Raw genomic sequence first — 23935 nt, 5'->3', positions numbered from 1 at the left:
CGTCCCTGCTCAAGCTGCGTTTCGTGTGCGCAAACGATCGATCAGCTGATCTTCCCAATAGGAGAGACTGCCGAGCGCCAGCGCCAGCGCATTGGAGCGGCGGTAATACAGGTGGCAGTCGAACTCCCAGGTGAAGCCCATGCCGCCATGCACCTGGATGTTGTTCTTCGAACAGTGCTGGAATGCCTGCGTCGCACTGATGCGCGCGGCGGCCGCGGCTTCCGACAGTTCCGAGGCATTCGTCGACAGCGCCCAGGCGCCGTAATAGGCGTTGGAGCGCGCCAGCGTCACCGACACATACATGTCGGCGAGCAGATGCTTGACCGCCTGGAACGAGCCAATCTGACGACCGAATGCGATACGGTCTAGCGCATAGTCGCGGCCCATCTCAAGGGTGCGATCGGCGCCGCCGACCTGCTCGAACGCCACCAGCACCGCGGCACGATCGAGCACACGGGTCAGCAGGCTCCAGCCCTCGGCTGCGGGGCCCAGCGGCTCGGCCGGACAGTTGTCGAACGTAATCTCGGCCTGGTTGCGGCTGGGGTCGATATTGGTGAGGGTCTTGCGGCTGACGCCCTTGCCTTTCAGATCGACGATGAACAGCGCAATGTCGGTTTCGCGGCCGCTCTGAGCGGTGCGGGCGGCAACGATGGCAATGTCGGCGATGTCGCCGTCGGACACCGGCAGCTTGGTGCCGCTGAGCGCGCCATTGGTAACGGCGGCCTTGATCGCGCGCGGGGACGGATTGCCGGGCCCTTCGAACAGCGCCAGCGTGCCGATGGTGGTGCCATCAGCGAGACCCGGCAGGTATTTTTTCTTCTGCTCGTCGCTGCCGGCCAGCATGATGGCCTCAGCGGCGAGATAGATTGAGGACGAGAACGGCACCGGCGCCAGCGCCCGGCCCATCTCCTCGGCAATCACACAGAGTTCGAGATGACCGGCGCCCGCACCGCCGAACTCTTCGGGAATGGCGACACCGAGGAAACCCATCCCTGCTAGTCCCTTCCACAGGTCCCGATCATAGGGCTTCGCGCCATCGAGCACCGCACGCACGGCCTTCGGCGAGGAATGCTCGGCAAGAAAGCGGCGGGCCTGATCGCGCAGTTGCTTCTGGTCGTCGGAGAAATCGAAATTCATGGCAGTTGCCTTTGATCGAACGAGGAACGGATGAGGCTTCAATCGATAATGATGACGTCGTCTGCGGGAGGCTCGGCATAGAGCCGCGCGACCAGCGCAGCGCGGCGCTCCAGGCCCGCGCGCTGGTTGATGTAGCCTTTGTCGGTGAGTTCATTGCCGTCGATCGACGGCGGCTCGGCCATCAGCATGGCGCGGGCGATCCGCATACTGGTGACATTGCGCACCGCCGCGTTATGGGCCTGCAGGCCTTGTTTCAGGCGCGCGATCACCAGCGGATGCCGGACGATGGTGTCCATCGTCGCGTCCATGTCGCCGATCAGCCGGCGGCAGGCATCGAGATTGGGCCAAGCCAACAGGCCGACGAACGGATGATCCTGGCCCGCGACCAGCGCGTCCTGCACCACTGGCGTCGCAGCCGCGATGGCATCGGTGCGCAACGCACCAACCTGGACGAACGTGCCCGTGGTGAGCTTGAAATCCTCCACCACGCGGCCGGAAAAGATCAGACCCTGCACCGGATCGTCGGGGTCAACGAACACGCCGGCGTCGCCGATGCAGTAGAAGCCTTCCTCATCGAACGCGGCTGCGGTGAGATCCGGCCGTCCGTAATAACCGGGCGTGACATTGACGCCGCGCAGGCGCAGTTCGTATTTCGGCCCGACCGGCACCATCTTCAGTTCGACACCGGGAAACGGCAGGCCGATCAGGCCGACACGCTCGGTGTCCCAGTATGTCCCGGTCGATGTCGGCGCGGTCTCGGTGGAGCCCCAACCGGTATAAAACACGATGCGTTCGCCGGTGGCACGCACCGCCAGCGCCTGCATGCGCTCATAAAGATCATCCGGCAGGCGTGCGCCACCGTAGGCCAAGAGGCCAAGGTTCTTGAAAAAGTTGCGGCAGAGCGCGTCGTCCTTTTCCATCACGGCGGCGAGCGCGGCATATCCGGCCGGTACGTTGGCGTAATAGGTCGGCGACACCTCGCGCAGGTTGCGGATGGTCTCGTCAAACAGGCCGGGCATCGGACGACCATCGTCGATATAGAGCGTGCCGCCCTCGATCAGCACCGGATTGAACAGCGCGTTGCCGCCCATGGTGTGATTCCACGGCATCCAGTCGAGAAACACCGACTCGCTGCCGCCGGGCGGGCGCGGACGCGTCTGCATCATCATGGCCGCGTTGGCGCACATCATCTCCTGGGTGTTGATGACGGCCTTGGGCATGCCGGTCGAGCCCGAGGTGAACAGCAGCTTGCCGACGGTCTGCGGCGTGATGGCGGCAATCGATGCCTCCACCGCGGTCGTGACCGGCGTCGCCGCGAGGTCGGCGTAAGCGAGACTGTCGCGCCCGGCCGGCGACCGCTGTACATGGACGACGGTGACACCGTCGAGATCGAGGGCCGCCAGCGCCTTCTCGAAGGCCGGGCCGTCCTGCACCATCACCACGCCGGGCTTGATCAGGTCGAAGATGTATTTGAGCTTGGCGTGGTCATGGCTCATCAGCGAATAGGCCGGCGAGATCGGCGCCACCGCAATGCGCGCCTGCATCGCCGCCTGGGTGATCAGCGCATGCTCGATCGAATTGCCGCTGAGAATGGCGAGCGGACGATCCGCCGGCAAGCCAAGATCGAGCAACGCCTGGGTCAGCGCATCGACAGTGTGCTTGGCTTCGCCATAAGTCACCTTGCGCCAGTGACGCTCGGGGCCGGCGCGCTGCGCGAGCCAAACATGGTCGGCGCGCTCCTTCGCCCAGCGCGCCAATGCCTCGGGCATGTGCCGCGCATAAGGGGCCAGCGGCACGCGGGACTTCAGGATGATGACGCCATCCGGCCGCCGCTCGACCGCGATGTCGCGCTGCAGCCAGTTGATCTTGCGGAAGGCCGGCTTTTGCAGCTTGGCCGCGGTCGTCGCGCTCATTCTTGTTGTTTCCTCCCGGAAAGTGTCTGCCGCTTTTGTTCTGTTGACTATTGCGGTTTCGGCAGACCGTCATGCATTGCGATAGACGGGCTTCCTCTTCTCCAGGAAGGCGCGGATGCCCTCCTTGAAATCCTCGGAGCGGCTGGTGAGAACCTGGTTGCGGTCCTCCATCGCGATGACGGCCTCGATCGAGCCGGCATCGACACTCATGTTGAGACATTCCTTCGACAGCCGCAGGCCCAGCGGTGATGCGGCGAGCATCGCCTCCACATAAGGCTGCGCGGCGGCCTCGAGTTCGCCGTCCTCGACCAGCTCCGACACCAGGCCAACCGCCAGCGCCCGCTCGGCGCCGATGAAACGTCCTGTCAGGATCAGCTCGGACGCGACGGAGACGCCGACCAGCCGCGGCAGGAAATAGCTGGTGCCGATGTCACAGCCACCGAGGCCGAGACGAATGAACGCGCAGTTCATCCGCGCCGACTTCGCCGCAATACGGATATCCGCCGCCAGCGCCAGCGCGAAGCCACCGCCCGACGCCGCGCCCTGCACCAGCGCGATGATCGGCTGCGGACATCGGCGCATCAGCAAGACGATGTCCGCGATATGGCGCTGGTGGTCGAGCGACTCGGCCACGCTCGCCGGCGGCGCATCCGCCGGGCGGCGGCTCATCGCTTCCTTGAGATCAAGGCCGGCGCAGAACGCCCGCCCCGCCCCCTTCAGCACCACGACCCGCGTGTCGTGGTTGCGGGCAAGGCCCGCGAAGTAGACGTTGAGCGCATCGACCATCTGGGTGTCGAGCGCATTCAGGCTGTCCGGGCGATTGAGGGTCACCCGGTCGACACCGTCGACATGCTCGACCAGCAGAGGTCCGTTGTTCATGCGATCTCCGTTACGTCGCCGCCACTACTTCGGCGCCATGCGGATGGCGCCGTCGAGACGAATGGTTTCACCGTTCAGCATGGAGTTTTCCACGATGTGCACGGCCAGCGCGGCGTATTCCTCGGGCTTTCCCAGGCGCGCCGGATGCGGCACCTGCTTGCCCAGGCTTTCGCGAGCTTCTTCAGGCAAGCCCATCAACAATGGCGTGAGGAACAGGCCCGGCGCGATGGTGTTGACGCGAATAAAAAGACTGGCGAGATCGCGCGCCACCGGCAGCGTGAGACCGACGATGCCGCCCTTCGACGCCGAATAAGCCGCCTGGCCGATCTGGCCGTCATAGGCGGCGACACTCGCGGTGTTGATGATGACGCCGCGCTCCTCGCCGATCGGCGACTGCGACTGCAGCCGTTCCGCCATCAGCCGGATCACATTGAAGGTGCCAATCAGATTGACCCGGATCACGCGGGTGAACTGGTCGAGCGGAAATGCTCCATTTTTGCCGACTGTCTTCGCCGCATTGCCGATCCCGGCGCAATTCACCAGCACGCGGGCCACGCCATGAGCGGCCTCTGCCTGCGCGATCGCAGCCTTGACGTCATTCTCGTCGGCCACGTCACCGAACACCGCCACGCCTTTGATGTCAGCCGCGACCTTTTCAGCGTTCTCCTTGTTGACATCGAGCACGGCCACCTTGGCACCCTTGGCCGCCATGGCGCGGGCGGTTGCCTCGCCGAGGCCCGAGCCGCCACCGGTGATGAGTACCGCTACGTCCTTCAACTGCATGTTGCTGCCTTTCTGTCTGTGAATCTGGATTTCAGGAGGCGACCGCTTGCTGCGACCAGCCGGCGAGAATGTCTGATATCGATGTCGGCGCCACCGCCGCGGACCCCTGGATGGTGGACACCGTGCGCGAGAACCGCGGCGCGGGCGCCGGCTGCACATGCCCGGCGTGCTCGACGAAGGTTTGCCGCGCCGCGAGGTGCGGATGCGACGGTGCTTCGAACAGGCCGACCACGGGCGCGGCGCAGGCATCGGTGCCTTCGAGAATGGCGCACCACTCGTCGCGGGTCTTGGTCTTGAAGACGGCGATCAGCTTTTCTTGCAGGTCCGGCCACTTCGTCCGATCCATCTGATGGTCGAACGCCTCGTCGTCGAGACCTGCGAGCTGCCGCAGTTCGGCATAGAACTGCGGCTCGATCGCGCCGATGGCGATCGCACGACCGCAGGAACATTCGTAGGGCCGATAGAAGTGCGCACCGCCGTCGAGCATGTTGGTGCGCGGCACCTCGGTCCAGCGCTTGATCGCCTGCATGCTGTGGAACATGGTCAGCATCAGCGATACGCCGTCACACATCGCGGCGTCGACCACCTGGCCCTTGCCGGAGCGCTTTGCTTCAACCAACGCCGCAAGCACACCAACCACCAGGAACAGCGCGCCGCCGCCATAGTCACCGACAAGGTTGAGCGGGGAAACCGGCTCGCCATTCGACGCCCGGAATGAATCCAGCGCACCGGTGATCGCAATGTAGTTGATGTCGTGGCCCGCGGCCTGCGCCAGCGGCCCCTCCTGGCCCCATCCGGTCATGCGCCCGTACACCAGCCGCGGATTGCGCTTCAGCGTGACATCCGGGCCGAGCCCGAGCCGCTCCATCACCTGCGGGCGAAAGCCTTCGAGCAGGACATCGGCGGAAGTAATCAGCTCCAGCACCTCAGCGACATCGCTCGCCTTCTTGAGGTCGAGCTCGACGACGCGCCGTCCGCGATTGACGAACTCGCGGGCGTCGCGTTTGGCCGCACCCGGCCGCACGATCGCCACCACGTCCGCGCCCATGTCCGACAGCATCATCGCCGCGAACGGACCAGGCCCGATGCCCGCGAACTCGACAATACGGACACCGCTCAACGGCCCGGACGCCGCTTTTGTCTCACTCACGCTAGACCTCCCGATATCGTCTTGTGTTCTTGGTCTTATGTTTTTGCTTGTTTGCGTGTTGTTTGTTTCAACGTGACGACACCGGCGCTAGCCTGCCGCCGAAGCCTGCTGTTGCACACCCGGGCGCAGTAGGCCGCCGAGAAATGTATCCGTCATGTAGTCGATATAGCGCCGGCGAACCTCTTCGGTGACGGCACTGACGCCGGCCGCCCGCGACATCGCATGGCGCGCATGGAACAGATGGTCGCAGGCGCCGACGAGATGGGTGTAGAAGAACACCGGATCAACCGCCTTGAACTCACCTTTAGCGACGCCCTCGTCGAGCAGACGGCGTTGGAAATCGAGCAGTGGCTTGACGAAAAACTGCGACACCGAGGCTGCGGCCGCGTCACTGCTGTCGTGCAGCAGCAGATGCAGCAAACGGTTCATGTAGGGAAAGCGGTAATAGGCGTTGATGATGCCCGCGATATGCAGCTTCAGTTTTTCGGTCGACGGGATCGGCTGCTTCAGCAGGTGTTCGAGATGCGCGATCTGGGTGTCCGCGTCGCGCGCGAGCAGCGCCAGCAACAAGCCTTCCTTGTTGCCGAAGTGATATTTGACCAGCGCGGCGTTGACCCCGGATTTTTGCGCGAGATCGCTCAGCGACACTTCGATCGAATTGCGCTCGATCATCAGTTCGCTGACCGCGACCAGCAGTTTCTCCGCCGTGGTGTTTCGCGCCGCCGGTTGCCGGCTTGCGACGGCTGAATTCGAAATTGGTCCCATATCGGTCCCATTCCCTTGCGTTTCCCTGTTACAAGTTAATTGATTGATTGACTAAGTCCAGTCTCATCTCTTTAATTCGCCGCAACGAGCGGAAAACCCGTCAACCAAGGAGAACAAGAATGGCTGAAGCCTACATCGTCGCCGCTGCGCGTAGCGCGGGAGGCAGAAAAGGCGGCCGCCTTGCCGGCTGGCATCCGGCGGATCTCGCTGCCGTGGTGCTCGACAGCCTGGTGGAGCGGACCGGCGCCGATCCCGCCCAGATCGAAGACGTCATCATGGGCTGCGTGATGCAGGCCGGCGAACAGTCCAACAACATCGCGCGCAACGCCATCATGGCCTCGAAGCTGCCGGAAAGCGTTCCCGGCACCTCGATCGACCGGCAATGCGGCTCCTCCCAGCAGGCGCTGCATTTCGCCGCACAGGCGGTGATGTCCGGATCGATGGACGTGGTGATCGCGGCCGGTGTGGAGAGCATGACGCGGGTGCCGATGGGCCTGGCCTCATCGCTGCCGGCCAAGAACGGCTTCGGGCATTACAAGAGCCCGAACATGGAGCAGCGCTATCCCAACATCCAGTTCAGCCAGTTCACCGGCGCCGAGATGATGGCCAAGAAGTACGATCTCGATAAGGACGCGCTCGACCAGTACTCCTATCAGAGCCACCAGCGCGCGATCGCGGCGACCCAGGCCGGCGCGTTCAAGGACGAGATCGTTCCGGTGACCATCAAGCGCGACGATGGCTCGACCGACATCCACCACATCGATGAAGGCATTCGTTTCGACGCTACGCTCGATGGCATTCGCGGCGTCAAGCTGATCGTGGACGGCGGCCGGCTCACCGCTGCCAGCGCCAGCCAGATCTGCGACGGCGCCTCCGGCGTCATGGTGGTCAACGAGAAGGGCCTGAAGTCGCTTGGCGTCAAACCGATCGCGCGCATCCATCACATGACCATGATTGGCCACGACCCGGTGATCATGCTGGAAGCGCCGCTGCCGGCCACCCACCGCGCGCTGAAGAAAGCCGGCATGAGCATCGACGACATCGACCTGTTCGAGGTCAATGAAGCCTTTGCGTCGGTGCCGACGGCATGGCTGAAGGACACCGGCGCAGATCCGGCCAGGCTCAACGTCAATGGCGGCGCCATTGCGCTGGGACATCCGCTGGGCGGCTCCGGCACCAAATTGATGACGACGCTGCTGTACGCGCTGCAGCAGCGCAACAAGCGCTACGGCCTGCAGACCATGTGCGAAGGCGGCGGCATGGCCAACGTCACCATCGTCGAACGGCTCTGAGAGTGCGAACAAGGGCGGGTTGAAGAACCCGCCCTTTTTGCTGACTTGATAACTCCCAAACCAGACGAGCGGCTGAAGCCGCCGTATCACTCTTGGAAACGCCAGAGGAAGACTCATGTCGCATCCGTCGCAACATGCACGGACCACACCGGACAAGATCGCCTACCAGATGGCCGGCTCAGGCGTCGCCATCACCTATCGGCAGCTCGATGAGCGTTCGAGCCAGGGCGCACAGTTGTTTCGGTCCCTTGGGCTCAAGGCCGGCGATCACATCGCCTTCCTGATGGAAAATTCGCTGACCTTCATGGAGATCTGCTGGGCGGCGCAGCGCAGCGGGCTTTATTACACGGCGATCAGCCGTTATCTCACCGCCGACGAAATCGCCTACATTATCGCGGACTGCGGCGCAAAGGTCGTGATCACGTCGGCTAAGTGCGCCGATGCGCTGTCACCGCTGATCGCGACAGCGCCACCGGCCACTGCCTTTTACATCACCGGTGAACCGCGCGCGGGATTCCGCTCATGGGATCAGGCCACTGCCGCGCAGCCAACAACACCGGTTGCGGACGAGGTCGCCGGCTATGACATGCTCTACTCCTCGGGCACCACCGGCCGTCCGAAGGGCATCAAGCGCGAGGCCACCGGCGACACCATCGACACGCCGAATCCGTTCCTGAAATTCCTCTGCGCCAACATGTGCGGGATGTCGGCGGATACCATCTATCTGTCGCCGGCGCCGCTCTATCATGCGGCCCCCCTGCGCTTCAACATGATGGTCGGCGTGCTGGGCGGCACCTCGATCATCATGGAGCATTTCGACGCCGAGGACTTCCTGCGGCTGGTCGAACGGCATCGCATCACCCAGAGCCAGCTGGTGCCGACCATGTTCGTGCGGATGCTGAAGCTGCCTGACGAGGTGCGCCAACGCTACGACGTCTCATCGCTGAAAGGCGCGATCCATGCCGCGGCGCCCTGCCCGGTGGACGTCAAGGCCCGCATGATCGACTGGTGGGGGCCGATCCTGATTGAATATTACGCCGGCTCCGAGGGCAACGGCGTGACGGTGAGCACCTCGCCGGAGTGGCTGGCGCATCGCGGCAGTGTCGGCCGCGCGGTGGTCGGCAAGATCAAGATCCTGGACGAGAACGACGAAGAGGTGCCAGCCGGCGAGATCGGCGGCGTCTATTTCGCCGATGCTCCGCAGTTCGCCTATCATAACGATCCGGAGAAAACCAAACGCGCCTACAATGCCAGGGGATGGTCCACCCTCGGCGATGTCGGTTATCTCGATGCCGACGGCTATCTCTATCTCACCGACCGCAAGGCCTACATGATCATCTCCGGCGGCGTGAACATCTATCCGCAGGAAACCGAGGACATATTGATCACCCATCCCGCGGTCGCCGACGTCGCGGTGTTCGGCGTTCCCAATGACGAGATGGGAGAAGAAGTCAAAGCGGTCGTTCAGCCACACGACATGACGCGCGCAGGCAAGGATCTCGAAGCCGAATTGATCGCGTTCTGCCGGCAGCAGCTCTCGCCGATCAAATGTCCGCGCTCCGTCGACTTCGATCCCGAGCTGCCGCGGACGCCGACCGGCAAGCTGGTGAAGCGGCACCTGCGCGATCGTTACTGGCCCGCGACACAGAAGCAGACCGCGTAGCGAGGTCTCACATCTGGCTATGCCGTGGCCGGGCGATCTCGCCGCGTGTTGTGGCAATACCCATCTCGAAACTATCGGCGATACGGCGCGCCCGCACGATGAACGCGTCAGCGACCTCCGGAGGAAAAAGCTCCCGCGCCGTCTCTTCAAATATCTGCAGCCAGCGGTCGAAATGGTCCCCCGTCAGCGGCAGCATCAAATGCGGCCGCATCGGCCGGCCATCATAACGGCCGGTGCGCAGCATGATCGAGGACCAGAAATCGGCGATCTTGCCGATGTGATGATCCCAATCCGTGACAGCCGCGTTGAAGATGGGTCCGATCAGATCGTCTTCCCGGGCACGGCCATAGAAGGTTCGCACCAGATTGGCGATCGACGGATCATCGATCAGGGGATGGACGGCGTTCACAAAGGGGCTTTCAGTCATGACGGCGTGTCTAGGCTATTTTCACGCCCACGGGGACCCCTGATGACGCACTCGTCATCTCCAGGCCGCTTTCAAAGGTCGTTTGCGCCGTATCAGGCAGCCGAATGCCGCGGAACACGCATAACACAGCTGCTGGGAGTGCACTTCGGGGTGTTTCCGAAACAACACGCCTGTGCGCCTTAATTCTGGCCGGCACGGCGAACCATGGAGCCTGCGCGACGTTATGTGTTAGAGACGGGTCCGGGCTGAAGCTTTCCAATGCAAATTAAAGGGATGTGATGTTGAAATCTTTGCTTGTGACCGCGATTGTCCTCGCATCCGTGTCCACCTCAGCGCTGGCACAGCAGGGTGCGGGCCGGAGCGGAACACCGGACGAACAAAAGGCTTGCTCAAAAGACGTTTCCCGCTACTGCCGGTCTGTGATGGATCAAGGCGACTTCGTCATTCTCGCCTGCCTGCAGCAGAACCGCGCCAAGATCTCCAAGCCGTGCGACGGCGTGCTGAGAAATCACGGCCAGTAAATTTAGAATCATTTCAAAAATCAACGGCCGCGCGAAATCTCGCTGCGGCCGTTTTTATTGTTGCCCGTTTTATTGTTGCCCGGATCGGCCTCCCGACAGAGGCCAGTTGCGTCAGACAGACCTGTCTTCAGGCAGACTTGTTGTCAGGCAGACTTGATGTCAGGCAGACTTGCGCATCGCGTTGTCGACCAGCGTCTTGCCGAGTGACCAGACCGCACCCGGCACCCGGTGGGCGCCGCTGATCACCGTGTCGAACGCGCTCTCGATCCACAAACAATCCTCGTCCGTGATCGTCAGCGACGGCAGCAGCTTGATGGTGTGACTGCCGTGGCCCGAGACCTGGGTCAGGATCTTGTGTTCCTTGAACAGCGGGATGGTGATGAGCTGGCAGAACAGCCCCTTGCTGGCCGTCTCCAGCACGTTCCACGAGGCCTTCAGCGCCAGCGACTTCGGCGCCCCGAACTGTACGCCCAGCATCAGCCCTTTGCCGCGCACATCCTTCAGCAATTCGTATTTCTGCACCATGCGGCCGAGCGAAGCCTGCAGCCGCTCGCCGCGCTGCCGGGCATTCTCGATCAGCTTTTCCTGCTTGATGACGTCGAGCGCGGCGATCCCCGCGGCCATCGCCAGGTCATTCTTGGCGAAGGTTGAACCATGCACCACCGCACGATCCATCCGGTCGAAGACCTTGTCGAAGATCCACTTGCGGGTCAGCACCGCGCCGACCGGAACGTGGCCGCCGGACAGCGATTTCGCCAGCAGCACCATGTCCGGCTCGACGTTCCAGTGCTCGACCGCGAGAAAGCGCCCGGTGCGCCCCAAACCGGTCTGCACCTCGTCGGCCACCAGCAGCGTGCCGTAGCGGCGGCACAGCGCCGCCGCCTCGGGCAGGAAGTTGTCGTCCGGAATATTGACGCCCTTGCCCTGGATCGGCTCGACGATAAAGGCCGCGACCTGGCGCGAGGCCAGCGCCTTTTCCAGCGCTGAGAGATTGTTAAAAGGGATGGAGGTGCACCCCGGCAGCAGGGGCTCGAAGCCGCTGCGGAAATTCATGTCGTCGGTCAGCGACAACGAGCCATAGGTCAGGCCGTGATAAGACTGGCCGCAGTAAATAATATCGGTCCGGCCGGTGGCGACACGCGCGAACTTGATGGCCGCCTCAACCGTCTCAGTGCCTGAATTGGCAAAAAATACCTTCTCCAGATAGGGCACATGCTCGATCAGCCGCTCGGACAGAATGCCGGCCAGCGTCGAGACGTCCATTTGCACGAGATTCGGCAGATCGCTGTCCAGCACGCTTTTCAAGGCATCCCGCAGCACCGGATGGTTGCGCCCGATCGCGAAAACGCCGAAACCGCTCAACAAATCGAGATAGCGAGCCCCCTGCCGGTCGAACAGATACTGTCCGCTGCCGCTAACGAACCCCACATCGTAGCCGATGGTCTTGAGAACCCTAACGAGCTGCTCGTTCAGATAGCGGGCATGCAGGTCGCTGCGCTCGGTCTGACGGGCGCTAAACATCTCGGAAACGTCAAGATTCGGGTACATCATTGGCTACATAGGTCGTTTCGTTATGGGCTCGTCAACTGGAAATCAGAAATGCGGCGATTTGCCCCTTAACTCGGAACTTCTGTTAGGATTGTCCATTGGTTTCGCTGCATTGCCGAAGAGGTTCTATGAAGAAGATTGTGGTTTGCGGGATTGCTCTGTTCGCTTCGCTCGGATCGGCCGCCGCAGCTGACCCCCAGCCGCTGGGCGAATGGCTGGTGGAAGATGCCGTGGCACGTATTCGCATCGTCGATTGCAATACCCGTTTGTGGGGGGTGATCTCCTGGGAGAAGAAGCCCGGCAACGTTGATGCCGAAAACCCGGACCGTTCGAAGCGCAGCCGCCTCACCCTGGGGATGCCTGTACTCCTGAACATGAAGAAAGCGCCAGCAGAAAATAAGGGCGAAGCCGAGCAATGGGAAGGGAAGGTTTACAACGCCGAAAACGGCAAAACCTACGATTCCAAGATCAAACTCCTCACCCCCGACAAGCTGGAAATCAAGGGCTGTGTGCTGGGCTTCCTGTGTGGCGGCCAGACCTGGACGCGTTATATCGATCCCAGCGCTCCGCCTGCCGTATCTGGAACCGCTCCAAAATCCAATGTCGCAAAGGCCAAACCCGCTGTGACAGCGGGATCGGCGAAAGGAACTGCTCCCGCCGACCCAAATGCGGAAATTTGCCTACTTCCCGAGATCGCGGGGGCGCCCCATTAGCGCCGGCTGAAACAGCACCGCGGCAGCCAGCGTGGTGACAAGCGAGAGCGCAAGCAGCTTGCCCATGCTGGACGTGCCGGGGTGGCTCGACAGCCAGAGACTGCCGAAAGCGGTCATCGTGGTCAGCGCACTGAAGAAGATTGCCCGGGTCAGGCTCGACTGCAGCAGGTCGGTCTGGCCCGCTCGCCATGCGGTAACGTAATAAATCTTGAACGCCACCCCGATGCCCAGCAGCAACGGCAGGGCAATGATGTTGGCGAAATTGAGCGACAACCCGATCAGCACGCAGATCTCCAGCGTCAGCACGCCGGCGAGCAGCAGCGGCACCAGTGTCAGCAGCACGTCACCGATCCGCTTCAGGACGATCCAGAGCAGGATCGCGATCGAGAGCAGCGCCCAGCCGCCCGCCTGAATGAACGCCAGCACGATGGTGTCGCCGGATTCCAGGATCGAGATCGGACCGCCGGTTGCGGTCGGCTCGACCTTCATGACGGCGCCGGCGAATTTGCGCAGCGTATCGTTGTCATTGGGATCGCCCTTCGGTTGCGCCTGGACACGAACGCGTCCGTCGGGGGTCGCCCATTCACTGACGATGTCCTGGGGCAGCGTCTTGATGCTGACCGGCTCGGCCTGCAGCATGGCGCGCAGCTGATTCAGCACGACGGTCATCGGTGCGATGAACGTCGCTTCCACCTTGTCGCGCATGGCCTTGTCGGCAGCCGCGAGCTTGGTCAGATCGTCGGCGAGGCGTTTGCAGGCAACCACCCAGGGCGCATCCGCCGCTTTTGCATCGGCCTTGCCGGCGAACTTTCGCAGGCTCTGAGCCGATTCAGTCAGGGCGACGACGCGATCGGTGTCGTTCGGCGCGGCACCTTGCGATCCTTTCAGGATCGGATCGAGGGTCGCAGCGGCCTTGCGGATCAGCGCCAGCTTGGCCGGCTGATCGTCAGGCACGAAGCTGTCCAGCGAAATGGTTCGCGCAACCTCCGGCACCTTCCCGAGCCTCTCCTCCAGCTGCTTGGCGGCGGCTTCCGATGATACGATCATGTCGACCGCATTGGTCCCGGTGTTGGGATCACGCCGCAGATCGAGATAGGTGGCGATCGATTCTACCTTCTTGCTGCGCAGGTTGATCGGATTGAAGTCGAAATGCAGGAAATACAGCAGCGGCAGGCCGAGGACAGCAACGATCAGCGTGCCGGCGACGATCGGAACGCGATGGCGCTCGAGAAAACGATCGGCCGGCGCCATGAATGAATAACCGAGCGGTTCTGCTTCGCCCGGTGGATTGAAGATTTTCAGCAGGGCTGGCAGCACCGTCAGTGCGGCAATGAATGCGATGATCATGCCGGCGCCGGCGACTTCGCCAAGCTCCGAGACGCCCTTGTAGGCGGTGGGCAGGAACGACAGGAAGCCGGCCGCGGTGGCCACGGCGGCCAGCGTCAGCGGCACCGCGGAATGGTCCGCGGCGACTTCGATCGCAGATTGCAGATCACCTTCATTGTGGCGTTCGGCGCGGTATCTGACGCTGTACTGAATGCCGAAATCCACGCCGAGGCCGACGAACAGCACGAAGAAGGCAATCGAGATCAGGTTCAGCGCGCCGACCAGCATCAGGCCGACCGCTGTGGTGACGGAAAGGCCGATGGCCAGCGTGATGAACACCGCTGCAATGATCTTCGGCGATCGCAGCGCCATCCAGAGGATGAACAGCACGACGGCCACGGTTCCGATACCGTTGACCAGCGCGCCTTCCTGAACGGTCGCGAACTCTTCGTTGGCGATCGGGGTTGGCCCGGTCAGCCGGACCCGGGCGTCATATTTGCCGGCCAGATCGAGTTCCCGGGCGGCATCGCGGATCGCGTCGGTGGCGACCTTGCCGGGTTCCAGGGCCTGGAAATCCAGGATGGGGCGGATGCTGATCAGGGTGCGGCGATCGCCGTCGGTCAGCGGCTCCGTGCTGGCGAGTTCCCGCCAGGAGAAATCCGCCTTCCCCTTGGCCATCACCTGTTCCACGGTCTCCGCAACCTTGGCCAGGGGCTTTGCCAGCGCCTCGCGGGGAAACTGGTTCCGCTCGGCCCCCTGCAGGCCGAACTCCAGCACGCCGGTGAGGCCGCGCAAATTCGGGTCGTCGATCAGGATATCGAAAATCGGGGAGGCGAAGGCCAGTTGCTCGGTCTGCTTGGCCACCTCATCGGTGGGCAGGAACAGGAGCCCGTTGGTGTCGAAAAACGGACCGCTGCCGGCAAACCGCACCCAAATGAACTTATCTGTCTGAGGAACAAGCTTTTTTTCCAGATCCAGCCCGGCCTGCCGGGCCTGTTCCGGGGTCCGCGCCTCGATGACGGCCAAAATCAGGTCATTTTGGCCCGGAAATGCCTTGTCGAAGGCAATTTCCCGCTGCCGCCAGGGCAGATCGTTTGAAATCAGCTTGCCGATATCGGTGTCGATAGCGAAATGGCGGACAGAATAAGCGCCTGCAACGACAGCTAAAACAAGTCCCGCAACAATCGTGAGCCATGCATAACGCGTACAGCCCCTAACCAGGGCAACAATAATCCTTGTCAGCACAGTTTTTCTTTCTATGTCTTTGAACCAATCAGCAGTGGCCGCCGGCAAAGCAGCTTGCAGGTTAACTCTATTAGGCTCGAGCGGTGCTCTTAAGTCACACAATCATGGCATTACGCCAGCCCAATCCGAGAATTACTGCTGAAAATCTGCCATAATGCTACACTGCAAAATGTTCTTGTCCTGTTCTTATGCTGAGTTGGAAGATAGTGCATGACTTCACAGACGCCTCTTCTTGACGCTGTCAATTCTCCTGCCGATCTCCGTAAGCTGAAAGAAAGCCAGTTGACGCAACTGGCTGAAGAGCTGCGCACGGAGACGATCAACGCTGTCGCTGTGACCGGTGGTCATCTCGGCGCCGGCCTCGGCGTGGTGGAGCTGACGGTAGCACTGCACTATGTTTTCGATACACCGTCGGACCGGCTGATCTGGGACGTCGGTCATCAGGCGTATCCGCACAAGATTCTGACCAGCCGTCGTGACCAGATCCGCACCCTGCGCCAGGGCGGCGGCCTCTCCGGCTTCACCAAGCGTGCCGAGAGCGAATATGACAGCTTCGGCGCCGCGCATTCCTCGACCTCGATTTCGGCCGGCCTCGGCATGGCTGTGGCCCGCGACCTCGCCAACGAAGAGCGCAGTGTCGTTGCGGTGATCGGTGACGGCGCGATGTCCGCCGGCATGGCCTATGAGGCCATGAACAATGCCGGCGCGATGGATTCGCGCCTGATCGTCATTCTCAACGACAACGAAATGTCGATCGCGCCGCCGGTCGGCGCGATGTCGGCCTATCTCGCGCGTTTGCTGTCCGGACGTACCTACCGCTCGCTGCGCGAGATGGGTAAACAGTTCGCGAAGAAAATGCCGAAGTTCGTCAAGACCGCGGGCGCCCGGGCCGAAGAATATGCCCGTGGCATGGTCACAGGCGGCACGCTGTTCGAAGAGCTCGGCTTCTATTATGTCGGCCCGATCGACGGCCATAACTTCGATCACCTGCTCCCGATCCTGAAGAACGTGCGCGACTCGAAGCAGGGCCCGATCCTGGTTCACGTCGTGACTCAAAAGGGCAAGGGTTATGCCCCGGCGGAAGCCGCCTCGGACAAGTACCATGGCGTGGTCAAGTTCGACGTCGCCACCGGCAAGCAGGCGAAGGCCCAGGCCAACGCGCCGTCCTACACCAAGGTGTTCGGCGAGAGCCTGGTCAAGGAAGCCGAGAAGGACGACAAGATCGTCGCCATCACCGCGGCGATGCCGGGCGGCACCGGCGTCGACATTTTCAATAAAGCGTTCCCGACCCGCACCTTCGATGTCGGCATCGCCGAGCAGCACGGCGTCACGTTCGCCGCCGGCATGGCCACCGAGGGCTACAAGCCGTTCGTGGCGATCTACTCGACCTTCCTGCAGCGTGCCTACGATCAGATCGTGCACGATGTGGCGATCCAAAACCTGCCGGTGCGCTTTGCCATCGACCGCGCCGGCCTGGTCGGCGCCGACGGCCCGACCCACGCCGGCTCGTTCGATCTGGCCTATCTCGGCTGCATCCCCAATATGGTGCTGATGGCGGCCGGCGACGAAGCCGACCTGGTTCACATGGTCGCGACCGCCCGCGCCATCGACGACCGCCCGTCGGCCTTCCGCTTCCCCCGTGGCGACGGCGTCGGCATCGACCTGCCGTCGGTGGGCGTGCCGCTTGAGATCGGCAAAGGCCGGATCCTTCGCGAAGGCTCCTCGGTCGCCCTGCTGTCGCTCGGCACGCGTCTTGCAGAATGTCTCAAGGCTGCGGAGATTCTAAAATCCCATGGATTGACGGCAACGGTCGCGGATGCTCGCTTTGCCAAACCGCTCGACACGGATCTCGTGTTGCGGCTGGCCCGGGAGCATGAGGTGCTGGTCACGGTCGAGGAAGGCTCCATCGGAGGCTTCGGTTCGCTGGTGCTCCAGACCCTCACCGATCACGGCGCTGCCGACAGAGGGCTGAAGGTTCGGTGCATGGTTCTGCCGGATACATTTATCGATCAGGACTCGCCGGCGGCGATGTACGCCAAGGCGGGCCTCGATGCGAAGGGCATCGTGATCAAGGTGTTCGAAGCCTTGGGTCGCGAAGCCGACAAGACCATGGTGCAACTTGCTTGATCGCCGCACCATGCAAGTCGTCCTTGCCCAGCCGCGCGGGTTCTGCGCCGGCGTGGTGCGCGCCATCGAGATCGTCGAGCGTGCGCTGGAGAAGTACGGTCCGCCGGTCTATGTCCGGCACGAGATCGTGCACAACAAATACGTGGTCGAGAGCCTGAAGGCCAAGGGCGCCGTGTTCGTCGAGGACCTGCACGAGGTCCCGGCCAATGCTGTGACCGTGTTCAGCGCCCATGGCGTGGCTCGGCGGGTCGAGGAAGAAGCCGCGGCCCGTGGGCTGCCGGTTCTCAACGCCACCTGCCCACTGGTCACCAAGGTGCATAACCAGGGCAAACGTTATGTCTCGAAGGGCCGCTCACTGATCCTGATCGGCCATGAAGGCCATCCGGAAGTGGTCGGAACCATGGGCCAGATCGACGGCCCGGTGACGCTGGTGCAGAATGTGGACGAAGTCGCGGCACTGGATCTGCCGACCGACACACCGCTCGCCTACATCACCCAAACCACCCTAAGTGTCGACGATACCAAGGATATTATCGCCGCACTGGAAGCCAGGTTCCACGATATCCAGGGCCCCGATACCCGGGATATCTGCTATGCGACACAAAATCGCCAATCTGCGGTAAGAGACCTCAGCAAAGTCGTCGATGTCATTCTTGTCGTCGGCGCGACCAACAGCTCCAATTCCAACCGCCTTCGCGAAATTGGCACTGAAGTTGGCGTGGCGAGTTATCTCGTCGCTGACGGCAGTGAGGTCAATCCCGAATGGCTGAAGGATGCCCGGACCGTTGGCGTTACCGCGGGCGCATCGGCGCCGGAGGTTCTTGTCGATGATGTGATCGAAGCGTTGCGGCGGATCGGACCTGTGTCCGTGTCGTTGCTGCCGGGACGCGAAGAAAACATCGAATTCCGCCTGCCGGCTGAATTGACCCGCGCAAGCGTCAGCCCCGCTTCGTCAGTTTGAATCCAGAAAGTCTGTCGTCCATCATGGCTATTCCGTTTTTCAAAGAGATCAAGATCGGTTCGTACCTCGTGAAGCAGAAGCTTCTCGGGCGTAAACGTTATCCGCTGGTTCTGATGCTCGAGCCGCTGTTCCGCTGCAATCTTGCTTGCGTCGGCTGCGGCAAGATCGATTATCCCGATGCCATCCTCAACCGCCGCATGACCGCGCAGGAATGCTGGGACGCGGCCGAGGAATGCGGCGCGCCGATGGTGGCGATCCCAGGCGGCGAGCCGCTGATCCACAAGGAAATCGGCGAGATCGTGCGCGGCCTAGTCGAGCGCAAGAAGTTTGTGTCGCTTTGCACCAACGCCCTGCTGCTGGAAAAGAAGCTCGACCTGTTCACGCCCTCGCCCTACCTGTTCTTTTCGGTCCATCTCGATGGCCTGAAGGATCATCACGACAAGGCGGTGTCGCAGAAGGGCGTGTTCGATCGCGCCGTCTCCGCGATCAAGGCGGCGAAAGCCCGCGGCTTCACCGTCAACGTCAACGCCACCATCTTCGACGGTCATTCGGCCGAGGAGATCGCCAAGTACCTGGACTTCACCAAGGAGCTCGGCGTCGCCGTCTCGATGTCACCGGGCTACGCCTATGAGCGCGCCCCGGACCAGGAGCACTTCCTCAACCGCAAGAAAACCAAGGAGCTGTTCCGCAAGGTGTTCGAGCTCGGCAAGGGCAAGAAGTGGAACTTCATGCACTCCGGCCTGTTCCTGGACTTCCTTGCCGGCAACCAGAACTTCCATTGCGAACCGTGGGGCATGCCCGCGCGCAACATCTTCGGATGGCAGAAGCCCTGCTATCTGCTCGGTGAAGGCTACACCAAGACCTTCAAGGAGCTGATGGACACCACCGACTGGGACACCTACGGCACCGGCAAGTACGAGAAGTGCGCCGACTGCATGGCGCATTGCGGTTATGAACCGACGGCGGCGAACGCGGCAGTGGCCAATCCGTTCAAGGCGCTGTGGGTGGCTCTGCGCGGCATTCGCACCTCCGGCCCGATGGCGCCGGAAATCGACATGTCGAAGCAGCGCCCGGCACAGTACATCTTCGCCGAGCAGGTGCAGAAGAAGCTGTCAGAGATCCGCGCCGACGAAGCTGCCGGCGCCCTCGCCAAGAAGAAGGCTCCGACAGCCGCTTAAGAAGCGCAGGGCGCGATTGAGATCGCGCCCGCCTCACAGGGACTAGTCACAAGCAAAAGCCCCGTTCCGATAAAATCGGGACGGGGCTTTTGATTTTGTGTTGGCGCGTTTTCTGAGCGCGAACCGGCATTCGCTGGAAAACGCCCTAACGGCAGCATGGCGACGCGCGAGACGCACATCGCCGTCAGACGAACGCAGAAAAAATCAGATATCTGCGCCGACGAGACTGCCGGCGCTCTCGCCAAGCAGAAGGCTGCGGCAACCGCTCAGGGAGCGCAGCGCGCGATTGAAATCGCGTCCGGCCGATACAAGCGCGGGAATGGCGGTCGGATTGACGGCTATCCCTCGCATCACCTTCCAGATATCGACCTTGCCGTCAGGCTTCAGCGCATCCATCGCAAGCCGCGGCAGCGCGCGCGAGGCAGGATCGCTGATCACGCGCACGGCCGCGAACGGCAGGCCGTTCTCTTCGGCATAAGCGGCTGCGATGTGGCTTTCCATGTCGACGGCCGCGGCGCCGGTTTCGGCGCGCAGCTTCGCCTTGCTTGCCTGTCCCAGAACCACGTCTTCGGAGCCTGCAAGAATGCCAGAGACGATCCTGCGCCGTCCGGGACCCGGAAGCGCCACCAGATTGTCGCTCATCGGCGAGACCGCCTGCCAGCGTCTGTCACGAGTGACGATTTCGCTGGCCACCACGACGTCGCCGGACTCCAGTGCGGGATCGAGACCGCCGGCAACGCCGAACGAGACGATGCCACGCACGCTCAAGGGATCGAACGTGGTCATCAGTTCCCGAAGCTGACGCGGATTGCTGGAGCTACAGACCACCGTCATGCCGGGGCCAGCCGCGATCTGCGCCTCCTGTCGGAGACCAGTCACGATCAATACGGGAAGACCGTCATGATTGGCGTCGCCGCCCGCCCCAAGAATCACATCCCAACCCCTACGAGACGGCTATTACTATCGCGCAAATTCCGATACCGCGCCAGCGCCCAGAGCGGGAAGAACTTGGAATAGCCGTGATATCGCAGATAGAACACCCGCGGGAACCCGCCGCCCGTGTAGGCCTGCTCATCCCATAGGCCGTTCTCTGCCTGTGTTTGCAGCAGATAGCGCATTCCGCGCTGGGTGGCCAGATGATCCACCTCGCCTGCGGCCATCAGCGCCAGCGTCGCCCACGAGGTCTGCGAGACCGTGGAGTCGGCGCGCTCGTAGCCGCGGTAATCAAGCTTGTAGCTGTTGCCGTCTTCGCCCCAGCCGCCGTCACTGTTCTGGATCTTGACCAGCCACTCGACCGCCTTGCGAAGCATGGGATCGTTGTGATCGACACCGGCCGCATTCAGCGCGCACAGCACCGACCAGGTTCCATAGATGTAGTTGACGCCCCAGCGGCCGAACCATGAGCCGTCCGCCATCTGGGTGCGGCGCAGATAATCGACACCGGCCTTCATCGCCGGGCTGTTCGCCTGGGTCTCGCCGAGTTGGGCGAGCATCGAGACGCAGCGCGCGGTCACGTCATCGGTCGGCGGATCGAGCAGCGCGCCGTGATCGGCGAACGGAATGTTGTTGAGATAATATTCGAGATTGTCGGCATCGAACGCCGCCCAGCCGCCGTCGCGGCTTTGCAGGCCGAGCAGCCACTCGCGGCCACGCGCGATCGACTCGTCATAGCTGTTGCCGCTGCCGAGAGCACGCGCGCGATCCATCGCCATCACCACGACCGCGGTGTCGTCGAGATCGGGATAATGCGGATTGGCGTACTGGAATGCCCAGCCGCCGGGACGCACGCCGGGACGCTTCTCGATCCAGTCGCCCTCGACATCGAGCACCTGCATCGGCTTCAGCCAATCCAGCGCCTGCTTGGCGGCGGCGTGGGCAGCCTCGCCGCCGGCTTCGATCACGGCATGTGCGGCGAGCGCGGTGTCCCAGATCGGCGACACGCAGGGCTGGCAATAGGCCTCGTCGTCCTTGATCACCAACAGCTTCTCGATCGACTTGCGGGCGATCGCGCGCGACGGATGCTCCGCCGGATAGCCCAGCACTGCGTACATCATCACGCTGTTGGCCATCGCCGGATAAATTGCGCCCAGACCATCTTCGCCATTCAGCCGTTCGGTGGTGAATGCAACGGCCTTGGCGACCGCCTTGTCGCGCGTGCCCTTTGGAAACAGCGGATCGACCAGCCGCAGCCCCTTGTCGACGACGGTAAAGAAGACGAACCATGAAGTCTTCTGATGCGGCGCCTTCGGCAGCGTGCCGATCGCCTGCAGATCCTTTTCGACGAACAGTTCCTCGATCGAGATTCCAAGCCGATTCTTCGCCTGCGGCTTCTTCAGCATCAAGACCAGCAGCGGCACGATCACGGTGCGCGCCCAGTATGAAATCTTGGTCAGATGAAACGGAAACCAGCGCGGCAGTAGCATGATCTCGATCGGCATCACCGGCACCGCGCGCCACGACAGCACGCCATACAGCGCCAGCAGGATGCGGGTGAACACATTGCTGCGGGATGCGCCGCCGCGGGCCAGGATGGCCTTGCGGGCGCGCACCATGTGCGGCGCGTCGACGGAATCGCCGATCATCTTCAGCGCGAAGTAGGCCTTCACGCTGGCGCTCATGTCGAAATCGCCGCCGTGAAACAGCGCCCAGCCGTCATGGTCGCACTGGATGCGGCGCAGATAGACCGCGATCTTCGCCTCAAGCTCGCTCAAGACCGGCTCGTCGAGATAGTGACGCAGCAGAACATATTCCGCCGGGATGGTGGCGTCGGCTTCCAGTTCGAACACCCAGTGCCCGTCGCTCTTGCGATGCTGCAGCAGCGCGTCGCGGGCCGCGACGATGCCGGCCTCCAGCGCGGCCTTGTCCGGGCCTGCGGACGCCGAGGCTCCGGCATCAAATTCCCTGGTACGCGGTTCGACGTTCATGATGCTCAATACTGTCTCCAAGACCGGCCCGATGCGAATTGAACGCGATCCGCCGGTTTTACATCTGTCAAATCATCATATGAGCGGACGGCCGACAAAGGACCATCCAGAGCGGATGTCACGACATCCGAAGCACATGATCGGCGGCGCGGTCCCCGGACCGCACCGACCCTTCGATCGTTGCCGGCACTCCTGTATCAGTCCAGTCGCCCGCAAGGAACAGGTTTGTCCAGGCTGTGGTGGAACCTGGCCGGAGCGCATTCTGCTCCGGCGTGGCCTCGAACGTGGCCCGGCGCTCCCTGACGATCTGCCAGGCCGGCATCTCGGCGGTAATATCCGCCGCCCGGCAGACATCGGCCCAGATCGCCTGCGCGAGCTGCTCGCGCGGCGTATCGATGAGACGGTCGCCGTCGCTGATGGTCACCGACAGCCGCTGGGGGAAGGCGAACAGCCATTCCACCAGGCCTCCGACAATGCCCATGAAGGGCGGCAGGTGCGCGGGAGAGTCATAGCGGAAATGCGCATTGACGATGGCGCGGAATTTGGTCGGAGCGCTCAGGCCGGGCAGCAGCGCCGCCGCCGGGCGGGCGGGAACCGCAAGCACCACCGCATCCTGCGGGCCGAGCGTCACCGCATCGTCGACGAATTTCAGGCTCTCGACCTTGTCCCCCGATCGGACGAGCTCACGCAGCTCGTGACCGATAGTGACGCTGCCGCCACGGGCCCGGATGAACTCAACCGCCGGGTCGATCAGCACGGAACTCAGGCCATCGCGCGCCACCAGGGGGCGACACGCCTTGCCGCCGACCAGCAGCGTCTCCTTCACGATGGCGCTGGCGAGTTTTGCCGAGCCTTTCGGCGGATCGATATTGAGGGCGGCCAGCAGCAGCGGCTGCACCAGACGATCGTACAGCGGCCCCTTGCAGGGAATGACATCGCCGACCAGCTTGTCCTCGCCGACCCAGGTCAGCGGCGCCAGCGCGACATAATCGCCGATGCTGGTATCGGGCACGCGGCTCGACTTGTCGAACACCCAGAACGGCACGCGGCCGTCGTTCAGCCGCAGCCACCATGTCTTGTCGGCCTTGAAGTCGACGAAGAAGAATTCCGCCTTGTCCGGCCCGGCCAGCCCCTTTTCCGAGCCGATGGTCCGTGCATATGTCAGCACATGATGATTGGCCGACAGCAGAAGGTGATTGCCGTTGTCGATGGTCAATCCCGTCGCGCCGTCGAAATAGGACCGGCAACGGCCGCCGAGCAGTTGCGTCGCCTCGTGCACATGCACGGTGTAACCCGCGTTGGCGAGCCGCACACCGGCGGAAAGGCCGGAAATCCCGGCGCCGATAATATGAACCGTCTTTGTCATCAGATAATTATGAACCT

Annotated in this window: 19 protein-coding genes; 7 read left to right on the top strand and 12 right to left on the bottom strand. The window is 62.6% G+C overall.

Annotation, left to right across the window (positions count from 1 at the left end; all coding sequences use genetic code 11):
- Positions 1–9: 9 nt before the first annotated feature.
- From RS897_RS14620 to RS897_RS14595, 6 genes are all read right to left on the bottom strand, one after another.
- Entirely contained in the window at positions 10–1137 is a 1128-nt protein-coding gene (locus RS897_RS14620) for an acyl-CoA dehydrogenase family protein (protein ID WP_315837236.1), read from the bottom strand.
- A gap of 38 nt (positions 1138–1175) precedes the next feature.
- Entirely contained in the window at positions 1176–3050 is a 1875-nt protein-coding gene (locus RS897_RS14615) for an AMP-binding protein (protein ID WP_315837235.1), read from the bottom strand.
- 69 nt (positions 3051–3119) lie between these two features.
- On the bottom strand, positions 3120–3929 hold the full coding sequence (locus RS897_RS14610) for an enoyl-CoA hydratase/isomerase family protein (RefSeq protein WP_315837234.1): 810 nt from the start codon (positions 3927–3929) through the stop codon (positions 3120–3122).
- Positions 3930–3953: 24 nt separating this feature from the next.
- Positions 3954–4712, bottom strand: coding sequence for a 3-hydroxyacyl-CoA dehydrogenase (locus tag RS897_RS14605; RefSeq protein ID WP_315837233.1), 759 nt, complete (start codon positions 4710–4712; stop codon positions 3954–3956).
- 31 nt (positions 4713–4743) lie between these two features.
- Positions 4744–5862, bottom strand: a complete 1119-nt coding sequence (locus RS897_RS14600) for a CaiB/BaiF CoA transferase family protein (RefSeq protein ID WP_315837232.1) — start codon at positions 5860–5862, stop codon at positions 4744–4746.
- 87 nt (positions 5863–5949) lie between these two features.
- Positions 5950–6627 carry a TetR family transcriptional regulator gene (locus RS897_RS14595; RefSeq protein WP_315837231.1) on the bottom strand — a complete coding sequence of 226 codons (678 nt, stop codon included), beginning with the start codon at positions 6625–6627 and terminating at the stop codon, positions 5950–5952.
- 119 nt (positions 6628–6746) lie between these two features.
- Between RS897_RS14595 and RS897_RS14590 the strand changes: the two genes are divergently transcribed.
- Together RS897_RS14590 and RS897_RS14585 are read left to right on the top strand one after the other, a co-directional pair.
- A complete protein-coding gene (locus RS897_RS14590; protein ID WP_315837230.1) occupies positions 6747–7919 on the top strand; it encodes an acetyl-CoA C-acetyltransferase in 1173 nt (390 codons plus the stop codon).
- A gap of 115 nt (positions 7920–8034) precedes the next feature.
- Positions 8035–9582, top strand: a complete 1548-nt coding sequence (locus RS897_RS14585; RefSeq protein ID WP_315837229.1) for an acyl-CoA synthetase — start codon at positions 8035–8037, stop codon at positions 9580–9582.
- Between the two features lie 7 nt (positions 9583–9589).
- Here RS897_RS14585 and RS897_RS14580 read toward each other — a convergent pair whose 3' ends face one another.
- A complete protein-coding gene (locus RS897_RS14580; RefSeq protein ID WP_315837228.1) occupies positions 9590–10009 on the bottom strand; it encodes a group III truncated hemoglobin in 420 nt (139 codons plus the stop codon).
- A gap of 278 nt (positions 10010–10287) precedes the next feature.
- Here RS897_RS14580 and RS897_RS14575 point away from each other — a divergent pair, with 278 nt between their 5' ends.
- Positions 10288–10530 (top strand): cysteine rich repeat-containing protein, encoded by a 243-nt coding sequence (locus RS897_RS14575; protein WP_315837227.1) that lies wholly within the window; start codon positions 10288–10290, stop codon positions 10528–10530.
- A 159-nt stretch (positions 10531–10689) separates the two neighbouring features.
- On the opposite strand, the gene RS897_RS14570 is transcribed toward RS897_RS14575, so the two are convergent.
- Positions 10690–12081, bottom strand: coding sequence for an aspartate aminotransferase family protein (locus RS897_RS14570; RefSeq protein ID WP_315837226.1), 1392 nt, complete (start codon positions 12079–12081; stop codon positions 10690–10692).
- Positions 12082–12206: 125 nt separating this feature from the next.
- Between RS897_RS14570 and RS897_RS14565 the strand changes: the two genes are divergently transcribed.
- Positions 12207–12791 (top strand): DUF2147 domain-containing protein, encoded by a 585-nt coding sequence (locus tag RS897_RS14565; protein ID WP_315837225.1) that lies wholly within the window; start codon positions 12207–12209, stop codon positions 12789–12791.
- On the opposite strand, the gene hpnN is transcribed toward RS897_RS14565, so the two are convergent.
- Positions 12759–15362, bottom strand: a complete 2604-nt coding sequence (gene hpnN, locus RS897_RS14560; RefSeq protein WP_315837224.1) for a hopanoid transporter HpnN — start codon at positions 15360–15362, stop codon at positions 12759–12761. The genes RS897_RS14565 and hpnN overlap by 33 nt on opposite strands.
- A 210-nt stretch (positions 15363–15572) precedes the next feature.
- Between hpnN and dxs the strand changes: the two genes are divergently transcribed.
- The 3 genes from dxs to hpnH are packed head-to-tail and all read left to right on the top strand — an operon-like array spanning position 15573 to position 19628.
- Positions 15573–17489, top strand: coding sequence for a 1-deoxy-D-xylulose-5-phosphate synthase (gene dxs / locus RS897_RS14555; RefSeq protein WP_315837223.1), 1917 nt, complete (start codon positions 15573–15575; stop codon positions 17487–17489).
- A 10-nt stretch (positions 17490–17499) separates the two neighbouring features.
- Complete coding sequence (gene ispH / locus RS897_RS14550) at positions 17500–18450, top strand: 4-hydroxy-3-methylbut-2-enyl diphosphate reductase (protein WP_315837222.1); 951 nt, start codon at positions 17500–17502, stop codon at positions 18448–18450.
- A 23-nt stretch (positions 18451–18473) separates the two neighbouring features.
- A complete protein-coding gene (gene hpnH, locus RS897_RS14545; protein ID WP_315837221.1) occupies positions 18474–19628 on the top strand; it encodes an adenosyl-hopene transferase HpnH in 1155 nt (384 codons plus the stop codon).
- Positions 19629–19832: 204 nt separating this feature from the next.
- On the opposite strand, the gene RS897_RS14540 is transcribed toward hpnH, so the two are convergent.
- From RS897_RS14540 to hpnE, 3 genes are all read right to left on the bottom strand, one after another.
- On the bottom strand, positions 19833–20561 hold the full coding sequence (locus RS897_RS14540) for a phosphorylase (RefSeq protein ID WP_315837220.1): 729 nt from the start codon (positions 20559–20561) through the stop codon (positions 19833–19835).
- Entirely contained in the window at positions 20558–22552 is a 1995-nt protein-coding gene (gene shc, locus RS897_RS14535; RefSeq protein ID WP_315838644.1) for a squalene--hopene cyclase, read from the bottom strand. The genes RS897_RS14540 and shc overlap by 4 nt, the downstream gene beginning before the upstream one ends.
- 118 nt (positions 22553–22670) lie before the next feature.
- Positions 22671–23918, bottom strand: coding sequence for a hydroxysqualene dehydroxylase HpnE (gene hpnE / locus RS897_RS14530; protein WP_315837219.1), 1248 nt, complete (start codon positions 23916–23918; stop codon positions 22671–22673).
- Positions 23919–23935 lie beyond the last annotated feature (17 nt).

Source organism: Bradyrhizobium prioriisuperbiae (assembly GCF_032397745.1).
Lineage (GTDB): Bacteria > Pseudomonadota > Alphaproteobacteria > Rhizobiales > Xanthobacteraceae > Bradyrhizobium_A > Bradyrhizobium_A prioriisuperbiae.
The sequence above is the reverse complement of the archived record's forward strand: the minus strand, read 5'-3'. Positions and strand labels throughout refer to the sequence as shown.

Excerpts from the sequence above, each read along its gene's own strand:
- RS897_RS14585 (WP_315837229.1), top strand. The coding sequence starts at position 8,035 with ATGTCGCATCCGTCGCAACATGCACGGACCACACCGGACAAGATCGCC.
- RS897_RS14580 (WP_315837228.1), bottom strand. The coding sequence starts at position 10,009 with ATGACTGAAAGCCCCTTTGTGAACGCCGTCCATCCCCTGATCGATGAT.
- hpnH (WP_315837221.1), top strand. The coding sequence starts at position 18,474 with ATGGCTATTCCGTTTTTCAAAGAGATCAAGATCGGTTCGTACCTCGTG.
- RS897_RS14610 (WP_315837234.1), bottom strand. The coding sequence starts at position 3,929 with ATGAACAACGGACCTCTGCTGGTCGAGCATGTCGACGGTGTCGACCGG.
- RS897_RS14620 (WP_315837236.1), bottom strand. The coding sequence starts at position 1,137 with ATGAATTTCGATTTCTCCGACGACCAGAAGCAACTGCGCGATCAGGCC.
- ispH (WP_315837222.1), top strand. The coding sequence starts at position 17,500 with ATGCAAGTCGTCCTTGCCCAGCCGCGCGGGTTCTGCGCCGGCGTGGTG.
- RS897_RS14605 (WP_315837233.1), bottom strand. The coding sequence starts at position 4,712 with ATGCAGTTGAAGGACGTAGCGGTACTCATCACCGGTGGCGGCTCGGGC.
- RS897_RS14615 (WP_315837235.1), bottom strand. The coding sequence starts at position 3,050 with ATGAGCGCGACGACCGCGGCCAAGCTGCAAAAGCCGGCCTTCCGCAAG.
- shc (WP_315838644.1), bottom strand. The coding sequence starts at position 22,552 with ATGAACGTCGAACCGCGTACCAGGGAATTTGATGCCGGAGCCTCGGCG.
- RS897_RS14575 (WP_315837227.1), top strand. The coding sequence starts at position 10,288 with ATGTTGAAATCTTTGCTTGTGACCGCGATTGTCCTCGCATCCGTGTCC.
- RS897_RS14565 (WP_315837225.1), top strand. The coding sequence starts at position 12,207 with ATGAAGAAGATTGTGGTTTGCGGGATTGCTCTGTTCGCTTCGCTCGGA.
- RS897_RS14590 (WP_315837230.1), top strand. The coding sequence starts at position 6,747 with ATGGCTGAAGCCTACATCGTCGCCGCTGCGCGTAGCGCGGGAGGCAGA.
- hpnE (WP_315837219.1), bottom strand. The coding sequence starts at position 23,918 with ATGACAAAGACGGTTCATATTATCGGCGCCGGGATTTCCGGCCTTTCC.
- RS897_RS14570 (WP_315837226.1), bottom strand. The coding sequence starts at position 12,081 with ATGATGTACCCGAATCTTGACGTTTCCGAGATGTTTAGCGCCCGTCAG.
- dxs (WP_315837223.1), top strand. The coding sequence starts at position 15,573 with ATGACTTCACAGACGCCTCTTCTTGACGCTGTCAATTCTCCTGCCGAT.
- RS897_RS14595 (WP_315837231.1), bottom strand. The coding sequence starts at position 6,627 with ATGGGACCAATTTCGAATTCAGCCGTCGCAAGCCGGCAACCGGCGGCG.